23 protein-coding genes are annotated in these 24534 nt (G+C 59.1%); 16 read left to right on the top strand and 7 right to left on the bottom strand.

Translation table 11 applies throughout. The features are described from left to right. From ACR0C3_RS13025 to ACR0C3_RS13005, 5 genes are all read left to right on the top strand, one after another. On the top strand, positions 1-909 hold the full coding sequence (locus ACR0C3_RS13025; protein ID WP_170691254.1) for a DMT family transporter: 909 nt from the start codon (positions 1-3) through the stop codon (positions 907-909). An 87-nt stretch (positions 910-996) separates the two neighbouring features. Then, on the top strand, positions 997-1569 hold the full coding sequence (betI, locus tag ACR0C3_RS13020; protein ID WP_170378015.1) for a choline-binding transcriptional repressor BetI: 573 nt from the start codon (positions 997-999) through the stop codon (positions 1567-1569). Continuing rightward, on the top strand, positions 1566-3074 hold the full coding sequence (gene betC / locus ACR0C3_RS13015) for a choline-sulfatase (RefSeq protein ID WP_480758826.1): 1509 nt from the start codon (positions 1566-1568) through the stop codon (positions 3072-3074). Before betI ends, betC begins: the two co-directional genes overlap by 4 nt. An 82-nt stretch (positions 3075-3156) precedes the next feature. After that, positions 3157-4815 (top strand): choline dehydrogenase, encoded by a 1659-nt coding sequence (gene betA, locus ACR0C3_RS13010; protein WP_480758825.1) that lies wholly within the window; start codon positions 3157-3159, stop codon positions 4813-4815. 79 nt (positions 4816-4894) lie between these two features. Next, positions 4895-5134 carry an HP1242/YdcH family protein gene (locus ACR0C3_RS13005; RefSeq protein ID WP_170471799.1) on the top strand — a complete coding sequence of 80 codons (240 nt, stop codon included), beginning with the start codon at positions 4895-4897 and terminating at the stop codon, positions 5132-5134. Positions 5135-5191: 57 nt separating this feature from the next. Here the strand turns inward: ACR0C3_RS13005 and ACR0C3_RS13000 are convergent, their stop codons facing one another. Both ACR0C3_RS13000 and ACR0C3_RS12995 read right to left on the bottom strand, forming a co-directional pair. Beyond that, the gene (locus ACR0C3_RS13000; protein WP_480758823.1) at positions 5192-6592 is read right to left on the bottom strand and encodes a helix-turn-helix domain-containing protein; all 1401 of its coding nucleotides are present in this window, start codon (positions 6590-6592) and stop codon (positions 5192-5194) included. A gap of 66 nt (positions 6593-6658) precedes the next feature. Further along, entirely contained in the window at positions 6659-7864 is a 1206-nt protein-coding gene (locus ACR0C3_RS12995) for a multidrug effflux MFS transporter (protein ID WP_480758822.1), read from the bottom strand. A 181-nt stretch (positions 7865-8045) separates the two neighbouring features. On the opposite strand from ACR0C3_RS12995, the gene ACR0C3_RS12990 reads away from it, so the two are divergent. The 3 genes from ACR0C3_RS12990 (at position 8046) to ACR0C3_RS12980 (ending at position 10650) form a co-directional block, all read left to right on the top strand. After that, complete coding sequence (locus ACR0C3_RS12990; RefSeq protein WP_170378028.1) at positions 8046-9578, top strand: acyl-CoA carboxylase subunit beta; 1533 nt, start codon at positions 8046-8048, stop codon at positions 9576-9578. A 105-nt stretch (positions 9579-9683) separates the two neighbouring features. Further along, positions 9684-10169: a DUF6497 family protein gene (locus ACR0C3_RS12985; RefSeq protein WP_170378030.1), complete on the top strand. Its 486-nt coding sequence runs from the start codon at positions 9684-9686 to the stop codon at positions 10167-10169. A 130-nt stretch (positions 10170-10299) separates the two neighbouring features. Beyond that, positions 10300-10650, top strand: coding sequence for a hypothetical protein (locus ACR0C3_RS12980; RefSeq protein ID WP_170378032.1), 351 nt, complete (start codon positions 10300-10302; stop codon positions 10648-10650). Positions 10651-10731: 81 nt separating this feature from the next. Here ACR0C3_RS12980 and ACR0C3_RS12975 read toward each other — a convergent pair whose 3' ends face one another. Beyond that, positions 10732-11853 carry a DcaP family trimeric outer membrane transporter gene (locus ACR0C3_RS12975; protein WP_480758821.1) on the bottom strand — a complete coding sequence of 374 codons (1122 nt, stop codon included), beginning with the start codon at positions 11851-11853 and terminating at the stop codon, positions 10732-10734. 701 nt (positions 11854-12554) lie between these two features. Between ACR0C3_RS12975 and ACR0C3_RS12970 the strand changes: the two genes are divergently transcribed. Together ACR0C3_RS12970 and ACR0C3_RS12965 are read left to right on the top strand one after the other, a co-directional pair. Further along, complete coding sequence (locus ACR0C3_RS12970; RefSeq protein ID WP_170640259.1) at positions 12555-12758, top strand: hypothetical protein; 204 nt, start codon at positions 12555-12557, stop codon at positions 12756-12758. 116 nt (positions 12759-12874) lie between these two features. Further along, positions 12875-14920, top strand: coding sequence for an acetyl-CoA carboxylase biotin carboxylase subunit (locus tag ACR0C3_RS12965; RefSeq protein ID WP_480758820.1), 2046 nt, complete (start codon positions 12875-12877; stop codon positions 14918-14920). A 76-nt stretch (positions 14921-14996) separates the two neighbouring features. Here the strand turns inward: ACR0C3_RS12965 and ACR0C3_RS12960 are convergent, their stop codons facing one another. Next, the gene (locus ACR0C3_RS12960; RefSeq protein WP_480758819.1) at positions 14997-15443 is read right to left on the bottom strand and encodes a DUF4174 domain-containing protein; all 447 of its coding nucleotides are present in this window, start codon (positions 15441-15443) and stop codon (positions 14997-14999) included. 165 nt (positions 15444-15608) lie between these two features. Between ACR0C3_RS12960 and scpA the strand changes: the two genes are divergently transcribed. From scpA to ACR0C3_RS12930, 6 genes are all read left to right on the top strand, one after another. After that, entirely contained in the window at positions 15609-17735 is a 2127-nt protein-coding gene (scpA, locus tag ACR0C3_RS12955) for a methylmalonyl-CoA mutase (RefSeq protein WP_480758818.1), read from the top strand. Between the two features lie 137 nt (positions 17736-17872). Continuing rightward, a complete protein-coding gene (locus ACR0C3_RS12950) occupies positions 17873-18475 on the top strand; it encodes a VOC family protein (RefSeq protein WP_170554499.1) in 603 nt (200 codons plus the stop codon). Continuing rightward, complete coding sequence (locus ACR0C3_RS12945) at positions 18472-18996, top strand: N-acetyltransferase family protein (RefSeq protein WP_480758817.1); 525 nt, start codon at positions 18472-18474, stop codon at positions 18994-18996. Before ACR0C3_RS12950 ends, ACR0C3_RS12945 begins: the two co-directional genes overlap by 4 nt. A gap of 9 nt (positions 18997-19005) precedes the next feature. After that, the gene (locus ACR0C3_RS12940; protein WP_170677212.1) at positions 19006-19686 is read left to right on the top strand and encodes a TerB family tellurite resistance protein; all 681 of its coding nucleotides are present in this window, start codon (positions 19006-19008) and stop codon (positions 19684-19686) included. A 3-nt stretch (positions 19687-19689) separates the two neighbouring features. Next, a complete protein-coding gene (locus tag ACR0C3_RS12935; protein ID WP_480758815.1) occupies positions 19690-20682 on the top strand; it encodes an endonuclease/exonuclease/phosphatase family protein in 993 nt (330 codons plus the stop codon). Positions 20683-20719: 37 nt separating this feature from the next. Further along, positions 20720-21094 carry a hypothetical protein gene (locus ACR0C3_RS12930; RefSeq protein ID WP_480758814.1) on the top strand — a complete coding sequence of 125 codons (375 nt, stop codon included), beginning with the start codon at positions 20720-20722 and terminating at the stop codon, positions 21092-21094. A gap of 7 nt (positions 21095-21101) precedes the next feature. On the opposite strand, the gene ACR0C3_RS12925 is transcribed toward ACR0C3_RS12930, so the two are convergent. The 3 genes from ACR0C3_RS12925 to ACR0C3_RS12915 are packed head-to-tail and all read right to left on the bottom strand — an operon-like array spanning position 21102 to position 24459. Further along, positions 21102-22646: a Ppx/GppA family phosphatase gene (locus ACR0C3_RS12925; RefSeq protein WP_480758813.1), complete on the bottom strand. Its 1545-nt coding sequence runs from the start codon at positions 22644-22646 to the stop codon at positions 21102-21104. Positions 22647-22695: 49 nt separating this feature from the next. Then, on the bottom strand, positions 22696-23385 hold the full coding sequence (locus ACR0C3_RS12920; protein WP_480758812.1) for a P-loop NTPase family protein: 690 nt from the start codon (positions 23383-23385) through the stop codon (positions 22696-22698). Then, positions 23386-24459 (bottom strand): AI-2E family transporter, encoded by a 1074-nt coding sequence (locus ACR0C3_RS12915; protein ID WP_170378059.1) that lies wholly within the window; start codon positions 24457-24459, stop codon positions 23386-23388. Between the last annotated feature and the right edge of the window lie 75 nt (positions 24460-24534).

Raw genomic sequence — 24534 nt, 5'->3', positions numbered from 1 at the left:
ATGACAACAGCTTCCGCCCCTTCGCGCCCCGTAGTGGGAATGTTCTGGATGTTCGCTGCGGGTCTGGCCTTTGTGGTGATGACGGCGCTGGTGAAATCACTCGGCTCGACTATGGACCCGATTCAGGCCGCGTTTTTGCGCTACGTTCTTGGGTTGGTGTTTCTGTTGCCTGCCTTGCGGTCGATCCTGGCAACACGGTTGAGCAAGCGCGATCTCTCTCTGTTTGGGCTAAGAGGGGTCATCCACGGGGTGGCGGTCATGCTGTGGTTTTACGCGATGACTCGCATTCCTTTGGCCGAAGTGACGGCCATGAACTACATGACCCCGGTCTATGTCACACTTGGCGCGGCCCTGTTTCTGGGTGAGAAGCTGGCCTTTCGCCGGTTGGCCGCCATTCTGGTCGCCCTAATCGGCGTACTGATCATTCTGCGCCCCGGATTTCGCGAGGTGTCCAGTGGGCATCTCGCCATGCTGGGAACGGCGCTAACGCTAGGTGGGTCCTACCTGCTCGCCAAACTGTTGGTGCGGGATATCCCGCCCTCGGTCGTGGTGGCCCATCTGTCGATCTGGGTGACGCTGGCTTTGATCCCCTTTGCAATTGCAGTCTGGTCGCCGCCTACTCTGCGGGACATCGGGGTACTGTTTCTGGTCGCAAGCTTTGCAACGGCAGGGCACTATTTCATGACGCTAGCGCTGCAGGCCGCGCCGGTTGCGGTGACCCAGCCGGTCACCTTCCTGCAGCTTATCTGGGCGACGACTGTCGGAGCCTTGGTGTTCCACGAAAGCGTTGACATCTGGGTCGTGGCTGGCGGTACGCTGATCCTGACCGCCGTCAGCTTCATTTCCTGGCGCGAAGCGGTGCTGAACAAACGCGATGTGACACCATCGGCTTTTGCACCCAAAGCATGAAAACATGCGTCCGAAAACGAGATTGATTGACGAGTCAATAAAAAGCGCCTAGCGTCGTCGGGAAATCCTGTTGCCCAGGGGGACGCGATGCCAAAAGTCGGAATGGAGCCTATACGCCGTGATGCGATCGTTCGTGCGACGATTGCCGAATTGGGCGTACAGAAATCTCTGGATGTGACCGTCAGCCAGATCGCCAAACGCGCGGGCATGTCCAGCGCGCTGGCGCACCATTATTTTGGCGGTAAGGATCAGATCTTTCTGGCCGCCATGCGGCAAATCCTGACGGATTTCGGCAAGGAAGCCCGGACCGAGCTGGCCGCCGCAGCCCCTGACCAACGGGCGCAAGCCATCATCCGCGCCTGTTTCGCCCATTCATGCTTCACCCCGGACGTGATTGCCGCGTGGATGACATTCTATGTCCTCGCGCAGACAAACGATGATGCTCTGCGGCTGTGGAAGGTCTATCAGGCGCGCATCCGCTCGAACCTGATCCATGCGCTGCGCCCCCAAATTGCCGAACCGATCAACGCGGCCGAGACCATGATTGCCTTGATCGACGGGCTGTATATCCACTCGGCGCTGAGCGCCCCGGAAGAACCTCAGCTGGCTGCCAATCACGCCTTGCGCGTCCTGAATACACTGCTCGAGGGCGAAAAATGACAAAACCAAACATTCTGATCCTGATGGTGGATCAGCTGAACGGCACCTTGTTTCCCGACGGTCCGGCCGACTGGTTGCACGCGCCGAACCTGAAGAAACTGGCCAAACGCTCCACCCGTTTTGCCAATGCCTATACGGCCTCGCCGCTTTGCGCACCGGGACGGGCGAGCTTCATGTCGGGCCAGTTGCCCTCACGCACGGGGGTTTACGACAACGCGGCCGAGTTCCGCAGCGACATCCCGACCTATGCCCACCATCTGCGCCGCGCGGGGTACTACACCTGTCTGTCGGGCAAGATGCATTTTGTTGGTCCCGACCAGTTGCACGGGTTCGAAGACCGCCTGACCACCGATATCTACCCCGCCGACTTTGGCTGGACTCCGGATTACCGCAAACCGGGTGAGCGGATCGACTGGTGGTATCACAACATGGGTTCCGTCACCGGCGCGGGTGTTGCTGAAATCTCGAACCAGATGGAATATGACGACGAGGTCGCTTACCACGCCAAGGCCAAGCTCTATGATCTGGCGCGCGGCAAGGACGACCGTCCGTGGGCTATGACCGTCAGCTTCACGCATCCTCATGACCCCTATGTCGCGCGCCGCAAATACTGGGATCTTTATGAGGATTGCGAACATCTGCTGCCCGAGATCGCTGATCTTGGCTATGACAATCAGGACCCGCATTCCAAGCGTATTTTCGACGCCAACGACTGGCGCAGCTTCGACATCACAGAAGAAGATATCCGCAAGTCCCGCCGCGCGTATTTCGCCAATATCTCGTACCTGGACGACAAGATCGGCGAGATCATCGAAGTGCTGGAGACGACACGCCAAGAGGCGATCATCATGTTTGTCTCGGACCATGGCGACATGCTGGGTGAACGTGGCTTGTGGTTCAAGATGACGTTCTTCGAGGGCTCGTCGCGCGTGCCGTTGATGATCTCGGCGCCGGATTTGCCTGCAGGCCTGATCGAAACACCTGTGTCGACCATCGACGTGACCCCGACGCTGGGCGCGCTGGCCGGTGTTGATATGGCCGAGATTGCCCCATGGACGGATGGCGAAGACCTCGTGCCTCTGGCCAAAGGGCAGGAGCGGACAGCCCCTGTAGCGATGGAATACGCGGCCGAGGCCTCTTATGCGCCGCTGGTCTCGTTGCGCTATGGCAAGTGGAAATACAATCGTTGCGCGCTGGATCCCGATCAGCTGTTTGATCTTGAGGCCGACCCGCATGAACAGAACAACCTCGCCGATGATCCCGCGCATGCCGGAACCTTGCAAACCCTGCGCGCCAAGTCCGAGGCGCGCTGGGATCTGGACCGGTTTGATGCGGATGTCCGCGCCAGTCAGGCGCGCCGCTGGGTTGTCTATGAGGCGTTGCGGCAGGGTGGGTACTACCCGTGGGACTACCAGCCGCTGCAAAAGGCATCCGAGCGCTACATGCGCAACCACATGGACTTGAATATCGTCGAGGAAAGCCAGCGGTTCCCGCGCGGCGAGTGACCTCTTCATCTTTTTGAAAATACGCCCGCCGGAGGCAGAGCAGGTTTCGAAACCTGTCGCGGCGGATCTATGGAGACGTGAAATGGAAGCAGATTTTGTCATTGTGGGTGCTGGCTCTGCCGGCTGTGCGATGGCCTATCGCCTGAGCGAGGCCGGGGCCTCGGTTCTGGTGATCGAACATGGGGGCACGGATGCCGGGCCATTTATTCAGATGCCCGCGGCGCTGAGCTATCCGATGAATATGTCGCTTTATGACTGGGGATTCAGCTCGGAACCCGAACCCAACATGAACAACCGCCGGATGGCCTGTCCGCGCGGCAAGGTGATCGGTGGATCGTCCTCGATTAACGGAATGGTCTATGTGCGCGGCCACGCGCGGGATTTTGATACCTGGGCTGATATGGGTGCGGATGGGTGGTCCTACGCGGATGTGCTGCCCTACTACAAACGCATGGAAAACTGGCATGATGGCGGCCATGGCGGTGACCCGGAATGGCGCGGCAAGGATGGTCCACTGCATGTGTCACGCGGTCCGCGCAAAAACCCGTTGTTCCAAGCCTTCGTCGATGCAGGTCAGCAAGCGGGCTATGAAGTCACGGGCGACTATAACGGCGAGAAGCAAGAAGGCTTTGGCCCGATGGAGCAGACCGTCTGGAAAGGACGGCGCTGGTCGGCGGCAAATGCTTATCTGCGACCTGCTCTGAAACGTCCCAACTGCGACCTCGTCAAGGGGTTGGCGTCGCGCGTTGTGATGGAAGAGGGTCGCGCGGTTGGTGTGGAACTGGTGCGTGGCGGCAAGAAAGAGGTCATTCGGGCCCGCCGCGAGGTTATTCTGGCGGCCTCGTCGATCAACTCGCCCAAACTGCTGATGCTCTCGGGGATCGGGTCGGCGTCGCATCTGGCAGAGCACGGCATTGATGTGATCGCTGATCGCCCCGGCGTGGGTGCGAACCTGCAGGACCATCTGGAGCTGTATATCCAGCAAGCCTCGCTGCAGCCGATCACGCTGTACAAGCACTGGAACCTGTTTAGCAAAGGTCTGATTGGCGCGCAGTGGCTGTTCACCAAAACTGGTCTTGGGGCCTCGAACCAGTTCGAGAGCGCGGCGTTCATCCGGTCGAACCCGGGTGTCGAATACCCCGACATCCAGTACCACTTCCTGCCTATTGCAGTGCGCTATGACGGGCAGGCTGCGGCCGAGGGGCATGGGTTCCAGGCACATGTGGGGCCGATGCGGTCTCCGTCGCGTGGGGCTGTGACTTTGCGGTCGAGCAAGGCTGAAGACGCGCCGGTAATCCGGTTCAACTACATGAGCCATGAAAAAGACTGGGAAGACTTCCGCAAATGCATCCGCCTCACCCGTGAGATCTTTGGTCAGGACGCCTTCAAGCCCTATGCGGGCAAAGAGATTCAGCCCGGCGCCTCAGTGCAGACGGATGAGGAGCTGAATGCCTTCATCGCAGAGCATGCCGAGAGCGCCTATCATCCCTGTGGCACCTGCCGGATGGGGCGCGCGGATGACAAAAACGCCGTGGTCGACCCCGAAGGACGTGTTATCGGCGTGGATGGTTTGCGTGTGGCTGACAGCTCGATCTTCCCGCAGATCACCAATGGCAACCTCAACGCGCCGTCGATCATGGTGGGTGAGAAGATGTCAGATCACATACTGGGCAAGGATGCTCTACCGAAGGCCAATGACCGCCCGTGGATTCACCCGCAATGGGAGGTGGCGCAGCGCTGATTTGATCCGCGTCAAAGTGGGGTGGGGCGGCATCCGATAAACCTGAATCGCAACGACATTTATTCAGGAGCGAACAGGAATGTCCCACACCCCGCATGAACTGGCCGAAGAGTTTCCGGACAAAGTTGAGGTGATGAGCCAGCTCAAGCAGACGGATGCTCATTTTGCGCGGCTGGCTGAAGAGTATCACGAAATCAACCGCCGCGTTCACCGCGCCGAAACCAATATCGAGCCGGTGGAAGAACTGGCCGAGGGCGAGATGCGAAAGAAACGCGCCGCGCTTAAGGATGAGATTTGGGCGATCGTGTCCAAGGCTTAAAGGCAACAGCGGGGGCTCTGCCCCCGCACCCCCGGGACATTTTTGGCCAGATGAAGATCAAGTGACCTCGTAGGGCAGTGTGCCTCGGGTATGAGTGTCGATGGCCAGCCGCCGTTCCAGTGGCGGAACCGAGCGTTGGTGGCAATTTGCACGCTCGCAGATGCGGCAGGAAATGCCGATCGGTTCATAGGCGCTGGCGTTGTTGATATCCAGATTGTCTGCATAGACCAAGGCTTCGGCGTGGCGGGTTTCGCAACCCAGTGCGATGGCATAGCGGCGCACCGGCGCGCCGAATGAGCCACCGGGTTTTGAGACATCCCTTGCCAGCGAAATGTAACGGACACCATCGGGTGTTTCCGCCAGTTGCCGCAGGAAATGCCCCGGTGTTTCAAAGGCGCGGTGGACGTTCCACAACGGGCAGGCACCGCCAAAGCGGGCAAATTGCAGCCGAGTGGCCGAGTGGCGCTTGGTAATCGTTCCGGCCTGATCTACGCGGACGAAGAAGAACGGGATGCCTTTTGCGCCGGGCCGCTGCAAAGTGGACAGGCGGTGCGCGACCTGTTCGATTGAAGCGCCAAAGCGGTTGCTCAGCATTTCCAGATCATGACGATCCTCTTGCGCGGCGGCCAGAAACGCGCTGTAGGGCATCAGGGACGCGCCGGCGAAGTAGTTGGCAAGGCCGATTTTGGCGATGGCGCGGGCCTCTTCACTCTGGAACTTGGCGAAATCGAGCGTCGCCTCCAACAGCTTGTCCTGACTGATCAGGGCAACCTGAAGCAGCAGCTGAAAGACCTGCGTTTGCGGTGCAGCACGTGAGGATAGGCGCAGGGTTCTGCTTTCCTTGTCGTAGCTACGCAGCGGGTTGATGTCTGAAAAGATCACTTGAATACCGCGCTCTTCCAGGCTTTGCAGCGCGGCCTGGCGGATGCCACCTGGGCCGTCGGCGCGTTTTGCGAACAGTTCGGCTGCGCGGTCAACCGCGTCGATATAGTTGTCGCAATAGTGGAAGAAGTCGCGAACTTCCTCCCACGGGCTGGCTTGGGTGCGGGAGTCTTCGCGGCCTAGCGCTTCGTCTAGTGAGGCGAGGCGTTCGTGGGTTTGGCGATAGCTTCGGTGCAGCTCGATAAAGGCACGGGCAAGGGCTGGGGCGTTTGAGGCGGTCAGGCGCAGATCGGCCAGAGGGGGGATTTCGTCGGCAAAGACCGGATCGGCCAGCGCCTCACGCATATCCGAGACCAGCCGCTCACTGTCGCCTGTGCTCAATTCGGTCACGTCCATGCCGAATTCCTGCGCCAACGCCAGAACAACCGTGGTCGAGATCGGCCGGTTGTTGTTCTCCATTTGGTTGAGGTAGGGCAGGGAAACACCTAGTTTTGTGGCAAATTCCTTTTGGGTCAGCGTCAGGCGTGTGCGCATTTCGCGCAGTTTGGCGCCGGCATAGAGTTTTTGGGTGGCCATGGGCGTGCCTTTGCAACTTTTCTATTTCGGCACGTTAGCTTTGCAAACCCCCTTGGGCAAGGCGTCTCAGAGGCCCAATTGCCGCTCGCGCCAAATGACCGAGGAAATGGCCGCGATGGCAAGGATCGCGGTGACCAGCATAAGCCAGAGCAGGGGCATTGCGCCTGTTTCGACGGTCAGTAAGGCTCCGGCCAGTGCGCTCAGGCCTGCCCCTCCGCCCAGCATGATTGCGCCGCTGAGGCCTGAGGCGGTGGCGGCCAGATGTGGCCGCACGGACAGGGCGCCAGATGTTGCGTTTGGGATCGTCATACCATTGCCCAATCCGACGAACGTCATGAAGCCGAAGAAGCTGAGCGCTGTCCCGAAGCCTGTCAGGAACAATGCGGCAGAAAGGGCGACGCCGGCGGCGTTCAACCAGGTGCCCCAAAGCACCATGCGGTTGATGCCGAACCTGACCGAATAGCGCCCGCTGAAGAAGTTCCCCAGAAAATAGCCCAAAGCAGGTGCGCCGAAATAGATCCCGACTTCGGCCGCGCTCATGCCAAAGACTTCGGTTCCGATAAAGGGCGCACCGCCCAGATAGGCAAAGAACGCGCCTGATGAGCAGGCAGAGGACAGCGAATAGCCCCAGAACCGGGGAGACATCAGCAGCTCGGGGTATTCGCGAAATTGCTGCAAAAGAGTTTTGCCGCTTTTGGCTGAGGTTTCCCCGAAATCGAGATAAGTCAAGGCAAGGGTCAAGGCGCCCAAAGCGAAAGGCAGCCAGAAATTGGCTTTCCAGCCAAAGCTCTCTTCCAGAAACCCGCCTATGGCCGGGCCAATCATCGGGACTACGGCCATTCCCATGGTGACATAGCCGATCATCGAGGCCGCCTGATCCTGATCATACATGTCCCGCACCGCGGCCCGGCTGAGGACCATCCCGACCACCACGACCGCCTGACACATGCGGAAAAGTAGGAACACCTCGGCTGTTGGTGCGTAGATGCAGCCAAGTGTCGCCAGCAGAAAGAGTGCGAGTCCCCAAAGCAAAACCGGGCGCCGTCCCGCTTTGTCTGCAATTGGTCCGATGATGATCTGCAGGACCGCGTTTACCAGCAGGTAAAGGGCGATCGACAGTTGCATGACCTTGTAATGCGTGTCGAAATGCAGGGCCATGTTCGGCAGGCTTGGCAGGAACAGGTTCATGCTCAGCGCCGACAGTCCCGAGAGAAGAACCAAGGTGCCGATTGTGGGTGGTGTGCGATAAGCCGACGACGTTCTGAACTGCATGGTTCGCTTGTATAGCTGTTGAGTAGGCAAAGGCCAGACGCTTGATGCTGTTGGTAAAAATTCGCAAATTTACAGTTTGAGCAAACGAGATTTTCAAAACTTTGCAAATTTGCCGAAAATATCTTTGGCTGAAGGGTAGCTCACTGTAGGGTCCGGTCAGATTTCACAGGGGACTATCGCCATGAAAGACATCCTTTCCGAGCTTGAAGAACGCCGCAACGCGGCCCGTCTGGGTGGTGGGCAAAAGCGAATCGACGCGCAGCATGGGCGGGGCAAGCTGACCGCGCGCGAGCGGATCGAGCTGCTGCTGGACGAAGGCAGTTTTGAAGAATTCGACATGTTTGTCAGCCACCGTTGCACCGAATTCGGGATGGAAAAACAAAAGCCTGCCGGGGATGGTGTGGTCACCGGCTGGGGCACGATCAATGGCCGTATGGTCTATGTGTTCAGCCAGGATTTCACTGTGTTTGGTGGCTCGCTGTCGGAAACGCACGCGCAGAAAATCTGCAAGATCATGGATATGGCCGTGCAGAACGGCGCGCCGATCATCGGGATCAACGACTCGGGTGGTGCGCGAATCCAGGAAGGCGTCGCCTCGCTCGCGGGTTATGCCGAAGTGTTCCAGCGCAACATCACCGCGTCCGGCGTGGTACCTCAGATCAGCGTGATCATGGGCCCCTGTGCGGGTGGCGCGGTATACAGCCCGGCGATGACGGACTTTATCTTCATGGTGAAGGACTCGTCTTACATGTTCGTTACTGGCCCTGACGTGGTGAAGACCGTGACGAATGAGGTCGTTACAGCTGAGGAACTGGGTGGAGCTTCTACGCATACCAAAAAGTCTTCGGTCGCGGATGGCGCTTTTGAAAACGATGTCGAAGCTTTGGCCGAGGTGCGCCGACTGGTCGACTTCCTGCCGCTCAACAACCAGGAAAAACCTCCGGTTCGGCCTTTCTTTGACGATCCCAACCGTGTCGAAACCTCATTGGATACATTGGTACCGGACAATCCAAACACACCGTACGACATGAAGGAACTGATCACGAAGATTGCGGATGAAGGCGATTTCTACGAGATTCAGGAAGACTTCGCCAAGAACATCGTCACTGGCTTCATCCGTCTGGAAGGACAGACTGTGGGTGTTGTGGCGAACCAGCCCATGGTTCTGGCTGGGTGTCTGGATATCGACAGCTCACGCAAGGCGGCGCGTTTCGTGCGCTTCTGCGACTGTTTCGAGATCCCGATTCTGACGCTGGTGGACGTGCCCGGCTTCTTGCCCGGAACGCAGCAGGAATATAGCGGCGTGATCAAGCATGGTGCCAAGCTGCTTTATGCGTACGGCGAAGCGACTGTGCCAAAGGTGACTGTGATTACCCGTAAGGCCTATGGTGGTGCTTATGTTGTGATGGCCTCGAAGCACCTGCGTGGCGATTTCAACTATGCGTGGCCCACGGCTGAGATCGCGGTGATGGGTGCGAAAGGCGCGACCGAGATTATCCACCGTGCTGACCTCAGCGACGCTGAGAAGACCGCGCAGCACGTTGCCGACTACGAAGACCGTTTCGCCAACCCATTCGTGGCGGCTGAACGCGGCTTTGTGGATGAGGTGATCATGCCGCAATCAACGCGCCGTCGTGTCTCACGGGCTTTTGCCAGCTTGCGCGGCAAGCAGTTGAAAAACCCGTGGAAAAAGCACGACAACATCCCTCTCTGAGCGTGCGGGGTGGGGCGGCCCACCCCAATCCGCTGAAAATTGCGGTACTCCTCCGCAATTTGCCCGAAATCAAGGCAGAATTGACAACGAGCGAAAAATCGTCAAATGATCCGATCCATCAGACATAGAACCGCGCGGGCACATAGCACTGCGCGCGCGATCCCGGAAGGAGGAGCCTGCCGCTGGCGGGTCCGGGGTCGCGCCTTGGGTCTGATGTTTAGCATCCTATCTCTGCCAAGCATTTCAGTGGGCGAAACCTCTCTGCCCGTACCCTCAGGCCAACCTGTGCATCTGAGCGACGTTCTGTTGGACAACAACCCCGGTGAGCTGTGGGTGCGGTTCCGGTTCATTGCCCCGAAGATCGGCGCGACGGTGGGACGGATCGGCTATGACGTAGCGTCGAACGATATGGAGCATCTGTGCCAGACGCTGGCGGTTGCCTATGTCTCCCAGCATGATTTGGACCCGGCCCTGGTGGTGATTTCACTGTCCGACCGTCCGATCCAATTCGGCGATGCCGCCCCCGATGCAACTCAGTTTTTCGAAGCCTACCGGCTGGAACAGTCCCGGTGTATCTGGGAAGGGCTCTGACCATGATCTGTCGTCATGATAGCAGAGCGTCTCAGACAACGGATGCGGCTTTGGAGGTGCGCGTTATGACTTTTCCCCCTTTCGGGTGCGAATTCTTATTCCCGATGACAGCGGTCAATGAGGTGCCAGGATGTTGAAACATCGGGGCTTTCCGGGCCGTCTGCCGGGTACGGATTTTCAATTCACCATCCGCCGTGCTAACCCCAAGGGCGTGACGCCGATCACCCGGCGAGAACGGTTCCGTGACCGCAAACCAGCGGACCGTCGTGCGGATGTCGCCTTTATGGAGGCGCTTTGGCAGAACTTCGGGGATCAGCCCTTTGAGCGCGGCAATCTGGATGCAGGACGTTTGAGCTGGCTATTTGAGCGTGAGGTCGTGCCAGCCGAAGACCCGTTCGACCCGGCTAGCTACGACGCGTTGTTGGTAATTGATCTGGACGCGGCACGTGCGTCTTTTCCCGAAATCTTCGGAGCGGGCTGAGCAGTGATCCACCCTGTGCCTCATATCCTTGCCCGCATGGGCAAAACCCTGCCCGAAGACGGGCAGGGCGGGTATGTGGCGTCAGAAGTTCAGTTGCGCGGCGACCTGAACGCGGCTACCGTCGAAGGTGTCACCGGTCGTGGCATCGTTGCGCTCCCCATATATGTACTCGGCGCTCAGCGTCAGGCTGTCGGTGGCCTCGTAGAAGGCGTTGACGTGGATAGTTTCCAACTCGGTGAAGTTGAGGGATCCGCTGCCGTCCGAGAAGCTGTTGGTCGCCAGATCATAGTCTTCCCGACCATAGGCGATGCCGACATTCCATTTCTCACCCAGATCCTGACGGAGCTCGATCGTGTAGCCGTCGACGTCATTGGCCTCACCGTTGACGATGGCGTTGCCAAGACCGATCAGGTAAGGGCCGATCGCCTGACCAGTCACGTAGTTGACTTGGAACAGACCGCCCTCCCATGGGCGAACCGATCCCGACAGGGTCACGCCCCACTGGTCCACTTCGGTGGCACCATCGCTGGTTTCGGCTTTACCGTAGAGGCCCGAGATACGCGCGACGTAGGTACCGTCGTTGTATTCAGCCGCCGCGGTCAGAACCGGGTCGTTCGAGTTGGAGCCGCTGACGTTTTCCTCGAGCGATACGCTGAACTCAGTGTTCGCGCCGAAGCTGTTGGTGTAGCGGATTTGCGGCTGACGGGCGAAGGCGATGCCAACCGGGCCGTTGAATTCAACCGACGTAGGGTAGGTGTCCAGCGGCTGGAAGTTGGTCCAGTACTGACCGATCAGCCAATTGTCACCAATGGTAATGTTGGCGTGACGCAGGCGCAGTTCGGCCGTGCCGTTGGACGCGAACAGGTCCAACTCCAACTGACCGCCGATATCACCAAGAGCGCTGGGTGTGCTGGTGCGCAGTCCTATGCGCGACTGGCGTACGGTGCTGCCGAAGGTACCACTGGTTGCGGTCGACGGCTCGCCGATGACGTTCACGAACGCGGTGTCGCCCTGGTCGAAGTCGAAATCATAAAAGAAGTCTGCCTTGATGTAGCCGTAAATGTCCAGACTGGTGTTCCCAAGGCGGAAATCGCCATTCGCAGGACCGGCGCTGGAGGCCTCGAGCGCTTCGACCCGAGCGCGCAGAGCGTCAAGCTCGGCCTGAGTTTGAGCGTCCTGAGCAAAGGCAAGCGTGCTGGTCACACTAAACGCAGTGGCAGCGAGCAGGATTGCCTTTTTTCTCTTTGTAAACATGTGGGTGTTTCCTTGTTTGCGAGTGTGCATGGCCAAAGTTCCACGCGCCCAGCGATCAGGGAAATCACGAAAAAGGGACGGAAAACGCGTTTTTGCTCAAGTATTTGTGCTGAAAGTAAGGTCGTGATTCACGGCAGGGTGAACAGATCGGTTAACCCACAGCATATGCGCAAAAATAATCTGCGAACGGGAGTGATCGCCCGTGATATTGCGGGTGCAGAAATCAGGCCAGCGGCAGTGGAATGTAACGAAACTGTGACGGTTTGGGCGGCTTCAGCACAGGAAAACCGCACAGCTCATGTCGGCATGAATTTGCGCGGAGTTTCGCCTGTTTGGCAGATTCTGGCCGGAATCTTGGGTGGAAACAATAACTTGTTTGCAGACAAGATTGTGCAGTGCATCTTGATCCAGCCGTGCGACACTACTTTGCCTGCGTCGCACATGCACCTACTATTCCGTACCCCTTCCTTGCGCGGGCAGGCTTGTGTTCCCCACATCGTCCTGTCCGCGTTTTTCTTTGCACAAAAAACTGGCCTGAATGGGCGTAAACCTGCGCAAAACGCTGAGTTTACCTCGTTGTTATTGAATTACGGTGCTGAGTTCCTGCATCTGCCTCTAAGAGCAATACAAAAAACCACGAGGCAGACATCATGCGTATTTCAAAAGTGTTCCTTGCACTGGCAACCTTTGCGGGCCTCTCGGCCTGCGGCGATACTCTCGGCGAACAGGCCATCCTGGGCGGCGGCGCGGGCGCTGTCGGGGCAGCCGTTCTCAGTGCCGATCCGTTGGTCGGTGCGGCCGTCGGGGCCGCAGGCAACGTGCTGTACTGTAAGACGCAGAACACCTGTAACTAACGCGAATTTTCGGGGCGCAAGCCGCCCCGTCCGTCGTCACGCATTGCGCCGACGTGGGGATGCCCTCCCTGCGGCGGCTTTTTGCGTTTCCAGAACACCAAGCCAAAGGACGTTCCATGTTCAATAAGATCCTGATCGCCAACCGGGGCGAGATCGCCTGCCGGGTTATCAAGACCGCCCGCAAAATGGGTATCGGCACCGTTGCCATCTATTCGGACGCGGACAAGAACGCTCTGCACGTGTCGATGGCGGATGAGGCTGTCCATATCGGCCCACCGCCTGCCAACCAGTCGTATATCGTGATCGACAAGGTCATGGACGCCGTCCGCCAGTGCGGCGCACAGGCTGTTCACCCCGGCTATGGCTTCCTGTCGGAGAATGCCAAATTCGCCGAGGCGCTCGACGCCGAAGGCGTGGCATTCGTCGGCCCCCCGGTTGGTGCGATTGAAAGCATGGGGGACAAGATCACCTCGAAAAAGATCGCGCAGGAGGCCGGTGTTTCCACCGTACCCGGCTATATGGGCCTGATCGAAGACGCCGATGAGGCGGTCAAGATCTCGAACGACATCGGTTACCCCGTCATGATCAAAGCCAGCGCCGGCGGCGGTGGCAAGGGCATGCGGATCGCTTGGAATGACGAAGAGGCCCGCGAGGGGTTCCAATCGTCCAAGAACGAGGCTGCGAACTCGTTTGGCGATGACCGGATTTTTATCGAGAAATTTGTGACCCAACCGCGTCACATCGAAATTCAGGTTCTCTGCGATAGCCATGGCAACGGCATCTATCTGGGCGAACGCGAATGCTCGATCCAGCGTCGAAACCAAAAAGTGGTGGAAGAGGCCCCGTCGCCCTTCTTGGATCCTGAGACCCGCAAAGCCATGGGCGAACAGGCCGTCGCACTGGCCAAGGCTGTGGGCTATTCCAGCGCGGGTACGGTGGAGTTCATCGTCGACGGCGAAAAGAACTTCTACTTCCTTGAGATGAACACCCGTCTTCAGGTGGAACACCCTGTCACGGAACTGATAACCGGTGTCGATCTGGTGGAACAGATGATCCGTGTGGCGAATGGAGAAAAGCTGACCATCACGCAGGATGACGTAACGCTGACGGGTTGGGCGATCGAGAACCGCCTCTATGCAGAAGATCCCTATCGCAACTTTCTGCCCTCGATCGGTCGTCTGACCCGCTATCGCCCGCCGCAGGAAACCGCTGCCGGTCCGATGCTGGTCAATGGCAAATGGCAAGGCGACGCGCCCGAGGGTGAGGCTGCCGTGCGCAATGATACTGGCGTCTATGAGGGCGGCGAAATCAGCATGTATTACGACCCGATGATCGCCAAGCTTTGCACATGGGCTCCGACCCGCGAAGCCGCGATTGAGGCGATGCGCGTAGCGCTGGACAGCTTCGAGGTTGAAGGGATTGGCCACAACCTACCGTTCCTGTCGGCGGTGATGGATCACCCGAAATTCGTCAGCGGTGACATGACCACTGCCTTTATCGCCGAAGAATACCCAGACGGGTTCGAAGGCGTGACGCTGCCCGAAGACGACCTGCGTCGGATCGCGGCCTCTTGCGCGGCAATGCACCGGGTGGCCGAGATTCGCCGTACTCGTGTTTCGGGTCGGATGGACAACCACGAACGCAAGGTCGGCAAGCGCTGGGTCGTTTCGTTGGAGGGCCACGAGCTGGCCGTTCAGGTAAACGCCGACAAGGAAGGCGCGACCGTCAAATTCGAAGACGGCTCGACCGTTCGCGTTGCATCTGACTGGACCCCGGGCGATCAGCTTGCGGTGCTGGATGTGGATGGAAGCCCTCTGGTTCTGAAGGTAGGTAAGGTTTCGGGCGGGTTCCGCATTCGCAACCGGGGCGCGGACCTGAAGGTCCATGTGCGCCGTCCGCGTCAGGCTGAGTTGGCCAAGCTGATGCCTGAGAAACTCCCGCCGGACACATCAAAAATGCTGCTCTGCCCGATGCCGGGTCTGATCGTGAAGATCGACGTGGAAGTCGGTCAGGAGGTCCAGGAGGGTCAGGCGCTGTGCACCATCGAGGCGATGAAGATGGAAAACATCCTGCGCGCCGAGAAGAAGGGCACCGTTGCCAAGATCAACGCAGGTCCGGGCGACAGCCTTGCCGTGGACGAAGTGATCATCGAGTTCGAATGATCATGACCGCGCTTTTGGCATATCCTCAGGTCTCACCGGCGTTCTGCGCCGGTGGTTTGGGGCGTGGCAAAAGCGTTCAGCCGCCTTCGCGCCGTTCGCGGATTTCGCGTTCGCGTAAGGGGGTTTTGTCGATCGAGCGGCCGATCTCGCGCACGCTCCACGGGGACGGTTTGCGCAGTTTGACCACGCCGTCCTTGTCAACAAAAACCATCTGGAACCCGCGCGGGCGCAGCTTGGACCGGATCGCGGATCGTGCGGACGGATCGGTATCCGTTAGCACCACAACATCCCGTTCCCGCATTGCGTCCTCGCCGTCCAGCAACATGTCGATCTGCTGCTGGAAACGGGGATCGGCGGGAGTATCGGCGAAGACGACAATGGGCCGGTGGGTCCACATGAAATCGCTCAACTCACTGTCGCCAACAGGGCGAACATATTCATCATCAGCAGGTGTTGTTCCGTCGGCCGCCAAGGCAGCCAGCGGGATAAGTGCCGAGAAAACAAGGGCAAGCGTTTTGTTCATGGGGCCTCCTGTCCCGTTGAATATAGCCTCTGCGCGCGCGAATGCGACCGGCGATTTGCACAAGACGCTCAATTTGTCGCGCGTGGGCCATGCCCGGCATCTGCTGAACCACGATACGCACGGATTGCAGGCTGCTGCAGGCCGAACTGACGAGAGGACACCTCGATGACCGATAAGAATGACTGGCGCGCGCTGGCCGAGAAAGAATTGCGCGGACGGCCACTGGACGATCTGACCAAGGAAACGCTGGAAGGCATCAGCGTCAAACCGCTTTACACACAGGACGACACCTCCGATTTGCCGCATATGGGCACTCTGCCGGGGTTTGGCCCGTTCACGCGCGGTGTGAAGGCGACGATGTATGCCGGGCGGCCTTGGACCATCCGCCAATATGCCGGGTTCTCGACCGCCGAGGAGTCGAACGCTTTCTACCGACGCAATCTGGCTGCGGGACAGCAGGGTGTCTCGGTCGCCTTCGATCTGGCGACGCACCGCGGTTATGACAGCGACCACCCGCGCGTTGTCGGCGATGTCGGTAAGGCCGGTGTGGCGATTGACAGCGTTGAGGATATGAAAATCCTGTTCGACGGTATCCCGCTCGACAAAGTCTCGGTCTCGATGACCATGAACGGCGCGGTGATCCCGGTTCTGGCCAGCTTTATCGTGGCGGGCGAAGAGCAGGGGCACGACAAATCGGTCCTGTCCGGCACCATTCAGAATGACATTCTGAAAGAGTTCATGGTGCGCAACACCTACATCTACCCGCCTGAACCGTCGATGAAGATCATCTCGGACATTATCGAGTACACGTCGAACGAGATGCCCAAGTTCAACTCGATCTCAATCTCGGGATATCACATGCAAGAGGCCGGCGCGAACCTCGTGCAGGAGTTGGCCTATACTATCGCAGACGGGCGCGAATATGTGCGGGCTGCTCTGGATGCGGGCATGGATGTGGACAAGTTCGCAGGCCGTTTGTCGTTCTTCTTTGCCATCGGCATGAATTTCTTTATGGAGATTGCGAAACTGCGCGCCGCGCGGACCCTGTGGCATCGCGTGATGACCGAGTTCGGGGCGAAGTCCGAACGCTCCAAGATGCTGCGGACACACTGCCAGACCTCAGGTGTCTCGCTGCAGGAGCAGGACCCTTATAACAATGTGATCCGCACCGCGTATGAGGCGATGAGCGCAGTTCTGGGCGGCACCCAGTCACTGCACACCAACGCTCTGGACGAGGCGATTGCCCTACCAACCGATTTCTCGGCCCGCATTGCGCGGAACACGCAGTTGGTCTTGCAGGAAGAGACCGGCGTGACCGACGTGGTCGATCCGCTGGCGGGCTCTTACTACGTGGAAAGCCTGACCAACGACTTGATCGAAAAAGCCTGGGCCCTGATGGAAGAGGTCGAGGAAATGGGTGGCATGACCAAAGCCGTCGCCTCGGGCATGCCCAAGCTGCGGATCGAGGAAAGCGCCGCACGGCGTCAGGCGATGATCGACCGGGGCGATGAGGTGATCGTTGGGGTCAACAAATACCGCAAAGAACAAGAAGACCCGATCGACATTCTGGACGTCGACAACGTGGCCGTGCGCGAATCTCAGGTCGCGCGGTTGGAAGAGATACGCGCCACTCGTGACGAGGCCGCCTGTCAGGCCGCGTTGGACGCGCTGACCAAGGCCGCACAAGAAGGCGGAAACCTGCTGGCTGCTGCGGTCGAGGCCGCCCGCGCCCGCGCATCGGTAGGAGAGATCAGTATGGCTATGGAGAAAGAGTTCGGCCGCCACCGCGCCGAAGTGAAGACTCTGGCGGGCGTTTATGGCGCTGCCTATGAGGGTGACGAGGGCTTTGCTGCAATCCAAAAGTCCATCGAAGACTTTGCCGAGGTCGAGGGGCGTCGCCCCCGTCTGTTGGTGGTCAAGATGGGTCAGGACGGTCACGACCGGGGCGCCAAGGTAATCGCAACCGCCTTTGCTGATATCGGGTTTGACGTGGACGTTGGCCCACTGTTCCAGACCCCGGCCGAGGCCGCGCAGGACGCCGTGGACAATGACGTGCATGTGGTAGGTATCTCGTCTCAGGCTGCAGGGCACAAGACGCTGGCACCGCAACTTGTAGAAGAGCTCAACAAAGCCGGGGCAGAGGACATCATCGTGATTTGCGGTGGGGTGATCCCGCAGCAGGATTATCAGTTCCTTTATGACAACGGGGTCAAGGCGATCTTTGGCCCGGGAACGAATATTCCCGACGCTGCGCAGGACATCTTGCGCCTGATCCGCGACGCGCGGGACTGAGGCGGGGCAGGGGGCTGTCTGCCCCCTCTTTGCCTGACGGCAAATTCACCCCCGAAGGTATTTTCAAACAGAAGAAGGGCGCGGGTTTGGCTTGCGCCCTTTTGTTGTGTGCGTAGGGTGTCATCTTGGAGGGCGCGATGGAGTTGGATCATATTGCGGTGGCGGGTGCCACGTTGGAAGAGGCCACGGCGCATGTGGAAGATGCGCTGGGTGTCAGTCTTCAGGCCGGTGGCAAACATGAGTCATTTGGCACGCATAATCGGTTGCTTGGCCTGAAGGACGGGCTGTATCTGGAGGCGATTGCCATCGATCCGGATGCGCCTCGTCCCGACAGGACGCGGTGGTTCGATCTGGACCGGTTCGAGGGTGCGCCACGTCTGACCAACTGGATATGCCGCGTACCCGATATCGAGGCCTCCCTGTCCGTGTTTCCCGATGGTGTGGGGTCGCCGATTGATTTGGCCCGGGGGGCATTGCGGTGGCGGATGGCGGTTCCGCCAAACGGGCGTTTGCCCTTCGACAACTTGTTTCCGGCGCTGATCCAGTGGCAGGGGGATCTTCATCCCGCGCGTATGTTGGAGGATCATGGGTGCCACCTGAGACGTCTGGTTGTCTATCACCCGGATGCGCTGCGCTTGGCAGAACAACTGGGTCCGCTTGATCCGGTTGTTTTTGACACGGGACCAGCGTCTATGCAGGCCGAGATCGAAACACCTCATGGGGTACGTATTTTGCGATGAGGGTCCGTCAGGCCCAACCAGCGGATGCAGCAGAGATCGCTTTGATCACCAACGCGATTATTCGCGACACATTGGTGACCTTCACTACCGATGAACGGAACGCAGAGTCGATTGCCAGAGATATCCAGGCGCGCGGAGCGGCGTTTCTGGTGGCTGAGGATCAGAGGCAGGTCATTGGTTTCGCAACCTATGCCCCGTTCCGATCCGGGCCGGGCTATGCCAAGTGCCGTGAGCATTCGATTCAGCTGGCAGACAATGCACGGGGCCGTGGCGTTGGGCGCGCCCTTATGGAGCGGTTGCAGCAAGTGGCCCGCAGCGAAGGGGTGCATGTTCTGGTGGCCGGGATCTCGTCGGCCAATCCGGGGGCGATCCCCTTTCATTCAACGCTGGGGTTTTCAAAGGTGGGGCACATGCCTGAAGTTGGGCACAAATGGGGTCAGTATCTGGACCTTGTGCTGATGCAGAAAATTCTTTCGCCCGAAGGATCTATCGCACCTGACAGTCCTGCAATGGGACGCTAGTGTACGCCCATGTCGATCTGGACCCGCATATCCGATGCGCTAAGCGCCCTTGCCCAAGGTGAGAGCCTGACCGCTGTTTTCGAAAAGCTGCGCTCGCCGCCCGAACGCTCGGTCGCGTTTACAATTGCAGTGATCGCGCTGGGGGCCAAGATGGCCAAGGCCGATGGACAGGTGACACGGGATGAGGTGACGGCCTTCCGCGACGTGTTCCAGATTGCGCGCGAAGATGAAGAGGGTGCGGCCCGTGTCTTCAACATGGCCCGCACCGATGTGGCGGGCTATCAGGACTATGCCCGCAAGATCGCGCGGATGTTCTCGGAGGACAGCACCACCCTGTGCGATCTTATGGAGGGGCTGTTCCATATCGCCATGGCCGACGGGTTCTATCACCCGAATGAGAACGAGTTTCTGGAAGAGGTCAGCCGAATCTTCGGACAGACGGATGCGCAGTTTCTGGCCCTGCGTGCGCGGTTCGTTCCGGACGCGCCGAACGACCCTTATGTGGTTCTGGGCGTCTCGCGCGATATGTCTATTGCTGAGATCAGGAAGGTCTGGCGCAAGCTGGTGCGCGAAACCCACCCCGATGCGATGATGTCGCGCGGAGTCCCGGAGGAGGCGATCCGTCTGGCCGAGAAGAAGATGATCGACATCAACCGTGCCTGGGACGAGATCAACGGCGCGACGGTTTAGGCGATGCGTCTGGCGACCTACAATATCGAGTGGTTTGCCAACCTGTTTGATCGCAATGACAGACTGATCGTCGATGACAGCTGGTCCGGTCGTCATGACGTGACCAAAGCCCAGCAGGTCGAGGCGATCGCCAAGGTTCTCACCGCGATTGACGCGGATGCGGTTCTTGTCGTCGAAGCGCCGAATACGGGCAAACGGCAGAACACGGTGCGCGCGTTGCAGGCATTTGCCGAGGTTTTTGACCTTCGCACCTCGCAGGCGATCATGGGATTTCCCAATGATACGCATCAGGAGCTGGCGCTTCTCTACGATCCAGACGTTCTATCGGTGCGCCATGACCCACGGGCGGCAGATGACGCCCCGCGCTTTGACGCGGATTTTCAAATAGATCTGGACGTGGATGCGACACAGGACGTGGTACAGTTCTCCAAGCCGCCAATGGAGCTGTCGGTCCAGACCAAAGCGGGGTTTGAGTTTCGCCTGATCGGCGCGCATCTGAAATCCAAGGCTCCGCATGGGGCGGGGTCACGGGATGAGGCGATCCGTATCTCGATCGCCAACCGCCGCAAGCAGTTGGCACAGGCAATCTGGTTGTCTCGTCGGGTCGCGCATCACTTGGCTGAGGATGATCCAGTGATCCTGTTGGGTGACTTAAATGACGGGCCCGGTCTGGATGAGTTCGAACATCTGTTCGGGCGCTCCTCGGTCGAGATTCTGTTGCAGGCGGGTCTCTATGATCCCCATGCGGCTACGGCGTATGGGCCGCGTCCCGGAGCTGTGCCCGCGACCGCGCGGTTTGCGCGACCCGAGAACGGCACGTTCCTTGAGGCGTTGCTGGACTACATCATGATCAGCGAGGATTTGCAGTCCCGGCGACCTGTCTGGCGCATCTGGCATCCGTTTCGGGATGCTACCTGCTGGTCCAAAACTGACCTGCGCGAGGCCCTTCTGACCGCTTCAGATCACTTTCCGGTCACGCTGGATTTTGAGCTGTAACCTTTCAACCGGGCGCGGAAAGGCCTACATTCAGCATATGAAACATATTCTGATGATCGGCGCGATGACAGCCGCTTTTGCGCTGCCTGCAACAGCCGAGGAAGAAGATGCCCCAACGCTGATGGAGCAGGGGGCCGAGTTGTTTTTTGAGGGCCTGCGCCGCGAGATGGAGCCGGCTTTGGATGATTTGCTGGGCCTTGCCGATCAATTTGGTCCCGCGATGCGATCCTTCATGCAGGAAATGGGACCTGCGCTGGCAGAGCTTGCCGCCGAGGTAAAGGATTGGAGCGTCTACGAGATGCCCGAAATCCTGCCCAATGGCGACATCATTATCCGCAAGAAACAGACCGAAGATGCGCCTGAAACACCCGAAGCTTTGCCAGAGGCCCCGGACGGCGCCACGGACATCTAGGGGCAGCTCAGCCCTTGATGACCACACGCACTTCGGATTTCAGAGCATTTGCAAGTGAATTCAAGCGGGACTCGGCCACTTCGTTGAACAGGGGCCGTACGGATTCGGGCAGCACCAGATCAAGCTCACGCTTCTTGGGATAGAAGCGCAGCTTGCCCACATGTGCGTCGCTGTCCATGCACAACATAGCGCCGAACCGCATAGCCTTGCCCAGAATCTCGGCCTGTTTTTGGTCCTTTTCATCCAGCAGCTCGTAGAGCGGCGCAAATCGGTTGCCTTCGCGTTTGTTGCGATAGCGATGTTGCAGCGCAAGGCCGATGAAAACGCGTTCGGAGTGTTTCAGCCCCCCGAGATTGGCGCGGGTGACATAGTCGAAACAGACTTCGGCGCGGTAGTCGGGATGCGCGCGCCAACTGACGTCGTGCAAAAGGCAGGCGGCCTTGATCAGACGGACCTGCGTCGCAGGCGCAGATTTGAACAGAGGCATCACAAAATCGAACAGCGTGCGGCCCATGCCGGGCAGGCGGGCGTCTTTCGCCTCTGAAAAACGGCTGGCCTCAATGAGGGGATCGCGGTCACGCTGTTCCTGCGACATCTGTTCGTACAGCAGGCCTTCCCGGATACCATAGCTTGAGATCGCGATATCCTTGGGTTTGAAGGTACGGATCAGCCGTGCAAGTACATCCATCGCATAAGGGATCAGCGCCATTCGAGAACTTGAGACCCCAGCCTGACTGCGTAGTTTGTCATGATCGTTCGCGTCGATGAACTTGATCGTTTCGCGCACTTGTTTAGTGGTCATGCGGTATTCGTGTAGGACGTTCAGCGGATAGCCCCGCCGCAGCATGTCCAGCCGTGCAAAAGCTCGCCAGCTGCCTCCGACCAGAAAAAGCCGGTCGCGCTGCTGGCCCATCTGGCTGTGCAGTTCTTCCATGGTGGATTTGATATGGGCCTTGCGCGCACGACGCCCGCCCTTGATATCGCGCAGCTTCAGCGGACCAAGGGCCGAGGTCACGCGGCGGCCAACATCGCCACCTCCGATCTCGGCCAATTCCATGGACGAGCCGCCTATGTCGCAGATCAAACCGTAGGCACCGGGCCAGCCCAGCATAACGCCCTGGGCCGACAGTCGCGCCTCTTCCTGACCGTCGATCACAGCCACATGCAGCCCGGTTTTTGCTTTCACGTCCTGACAGAATTCAGGCCCGTCTTTCGCCTCACGCACGGCGGCGGTGGCTACGACATGCAGCCCCGGCAGGCCGAGATCCTCTGCGATCCGCTGAAAGCGCTGCAGGGCGGCCATCGCCCTCTCACGCCCTAGGGGATTCAGGTGGCCGGTCTCGGACAGTCCCGCGCCCAGCTCGCACATGACCTTTTCGTTGTAGAAATAGGCAGGTGACCGCGCCGCGCCATCAAAGACCACCATTCGGACCGAGTTCGATCCGACATCGACCACGCCCACACGTGACAGCGCCCTTGTGCCGGGGTCGTCGAACAGAGGTCTTCCGAAAGGCCCCCAATCAGGAATGTCGGTTTCGACGGTCTGGTCCATGTCTTACCCAGAAATTTCGCTGTCAGAATGCGCAATTGGCGCGCTTGGGTCAATCATTCGGTTCGCCTTCGTCCGTGTCCATTTTCAAGACGCGGATCGCCAATGCGCGCGTGATATCCCGTTTCTCGGACAATGCAAAATCGTCCAGCTGTGCGACCACATCGGCGGCGGTCTCAAAGCGTCGATCCATGTGCTTGACCAGATAGGCAATCACCTCGGGGCCGGGGTTCAGCTGCCGGTCTACAAACAGTTTTGCAAGCACCGCGCAGAGCAGCGCGTCATCCGGTGGATCGAGCGCGACGTGATGCGCGCCCTCGACCCGGCTTTGCAGATCCGCCAGCGGCAATTGCCAGAATTTCGGCGCCAGACGACCCGTCATCAGCAGGGCGTGGCCCTCGGCCAGAACGAGGTTGTGCAGGTGAAACAGCACTTTCTGCTGCTCGATATCACCTGCGATCATCGGAACGTCTTCAACCGCAATCGGGCTGCGCGCGAGATCGGGCACGTCCTCGTACCGAAGTGCCTCGGCTTTGATTATGCGCCCGCCGGTTTCAGCCGCCCAGACATGGGCCAGGTGGGTCTTACCTGCTCCTGCCGGGCCACTCAGCACCAGTTTGTTGCCGGGCCATGAGGTGGCCGAAATCATCGCAACCGCAAGCGCATTCGCCGGGGAAACAAAGAAGTCCTCACGCCCCAGCGCGGTTTTGGCGGGCAAATCGAAGCTTAATTGTCGGGCCATTTACGCGTTGTCCTGATCCTGGCTTTCGAGGCCGGTATAAAGGCGGCTATCCAGATAAACCGACGTGCCGAACCGTGCCAGCACACCCAAAGCTGCGGCAACCGGAACGGCGACCAGCATCCCGACAAAGCCGAAAAGTGCACCAAAGACCGACAAGGCCAACAACAGCCAGACCGGATGCAATCCGACCGAGTCGCCGACCAGTTTGGGCGTCAGGAAGTTGCCCTCGGTCACTTGTCCCAGTGCAAAGATACCTGCGACCAGCCCGATATGCGCCCAATCCCCCCAGAACTGGAACAACGCCAGGCCGATAGCCAACGTGCCGCCAATCAACGCGCCCAGATAGGGGATAAAGGTCACCAGCCCGGCAATGAATCCGACGATCAGGCCGAATTGCAGCCCGACCAGCATCAAGGCAACCGCATAGTAGGTGCCAAGGATCAGGCAGACCGTGCCCATGCCCCGCACGAATGAGGCCAGTACGTTGTCGATCTCACCGGCAAGACGTTTGATGGTAGGGGCGTGGTCGCGGGGCAGCAGCTCTCCGATCCGGGCGACCATACGGTCCCAATCCAGCAGCAGGTAGACCGAGACCACAGGCACGATGACAAGCAGCACTACCACGTTGATTGCCGAGCCAAGAGAGGCCACAACGGATTCTAACACATCCCCGGTCTTGGATTTCAGCGTCTCACCCAGCCCGACAAGGAATTGGTGCGAGCTGGATTCGCGGTCTAGAATCGAAGGGAATTGCTTCTCGATGAAGGCGCGCAGCTCTTGGAACAGGCTGGGCACTATGTCAACCAGGTCGATCAACTGTGTGACCAGAGCTGGCACAACCATCAGAATCGCAAGCACAAATCCAAGGACGCCGACCACGGTGATGATCCCGGTGGCAGCCATCCGCGACAGCCCCAGCTTTTCCAACCGATCGGCGACAGGGTCGAGGAAATAAGCAATTGCGCCGCCGATCACGAAGGGCAAAAGCACATCGCCCAAGGCCCACAGGATCACGACAAAGACAACCGTGGCGATGCCCCAGTATCTCAGCTGATCCTTCACCGGCAAAGCCATGGCGCATCCCTTTGTTGCACAGCGTTGCCATGTTCTTGGCCCATGACGCGCGGCGATGCAAGCGGTTCATGGGCC

The organism is Ruegeria sp. CK3 (assembly GCF_056536565.1).
Note: the sequence above shows the minus strand (reverse complement) of the source record. Positions and strands in the feature narration are given on the sequence as shown.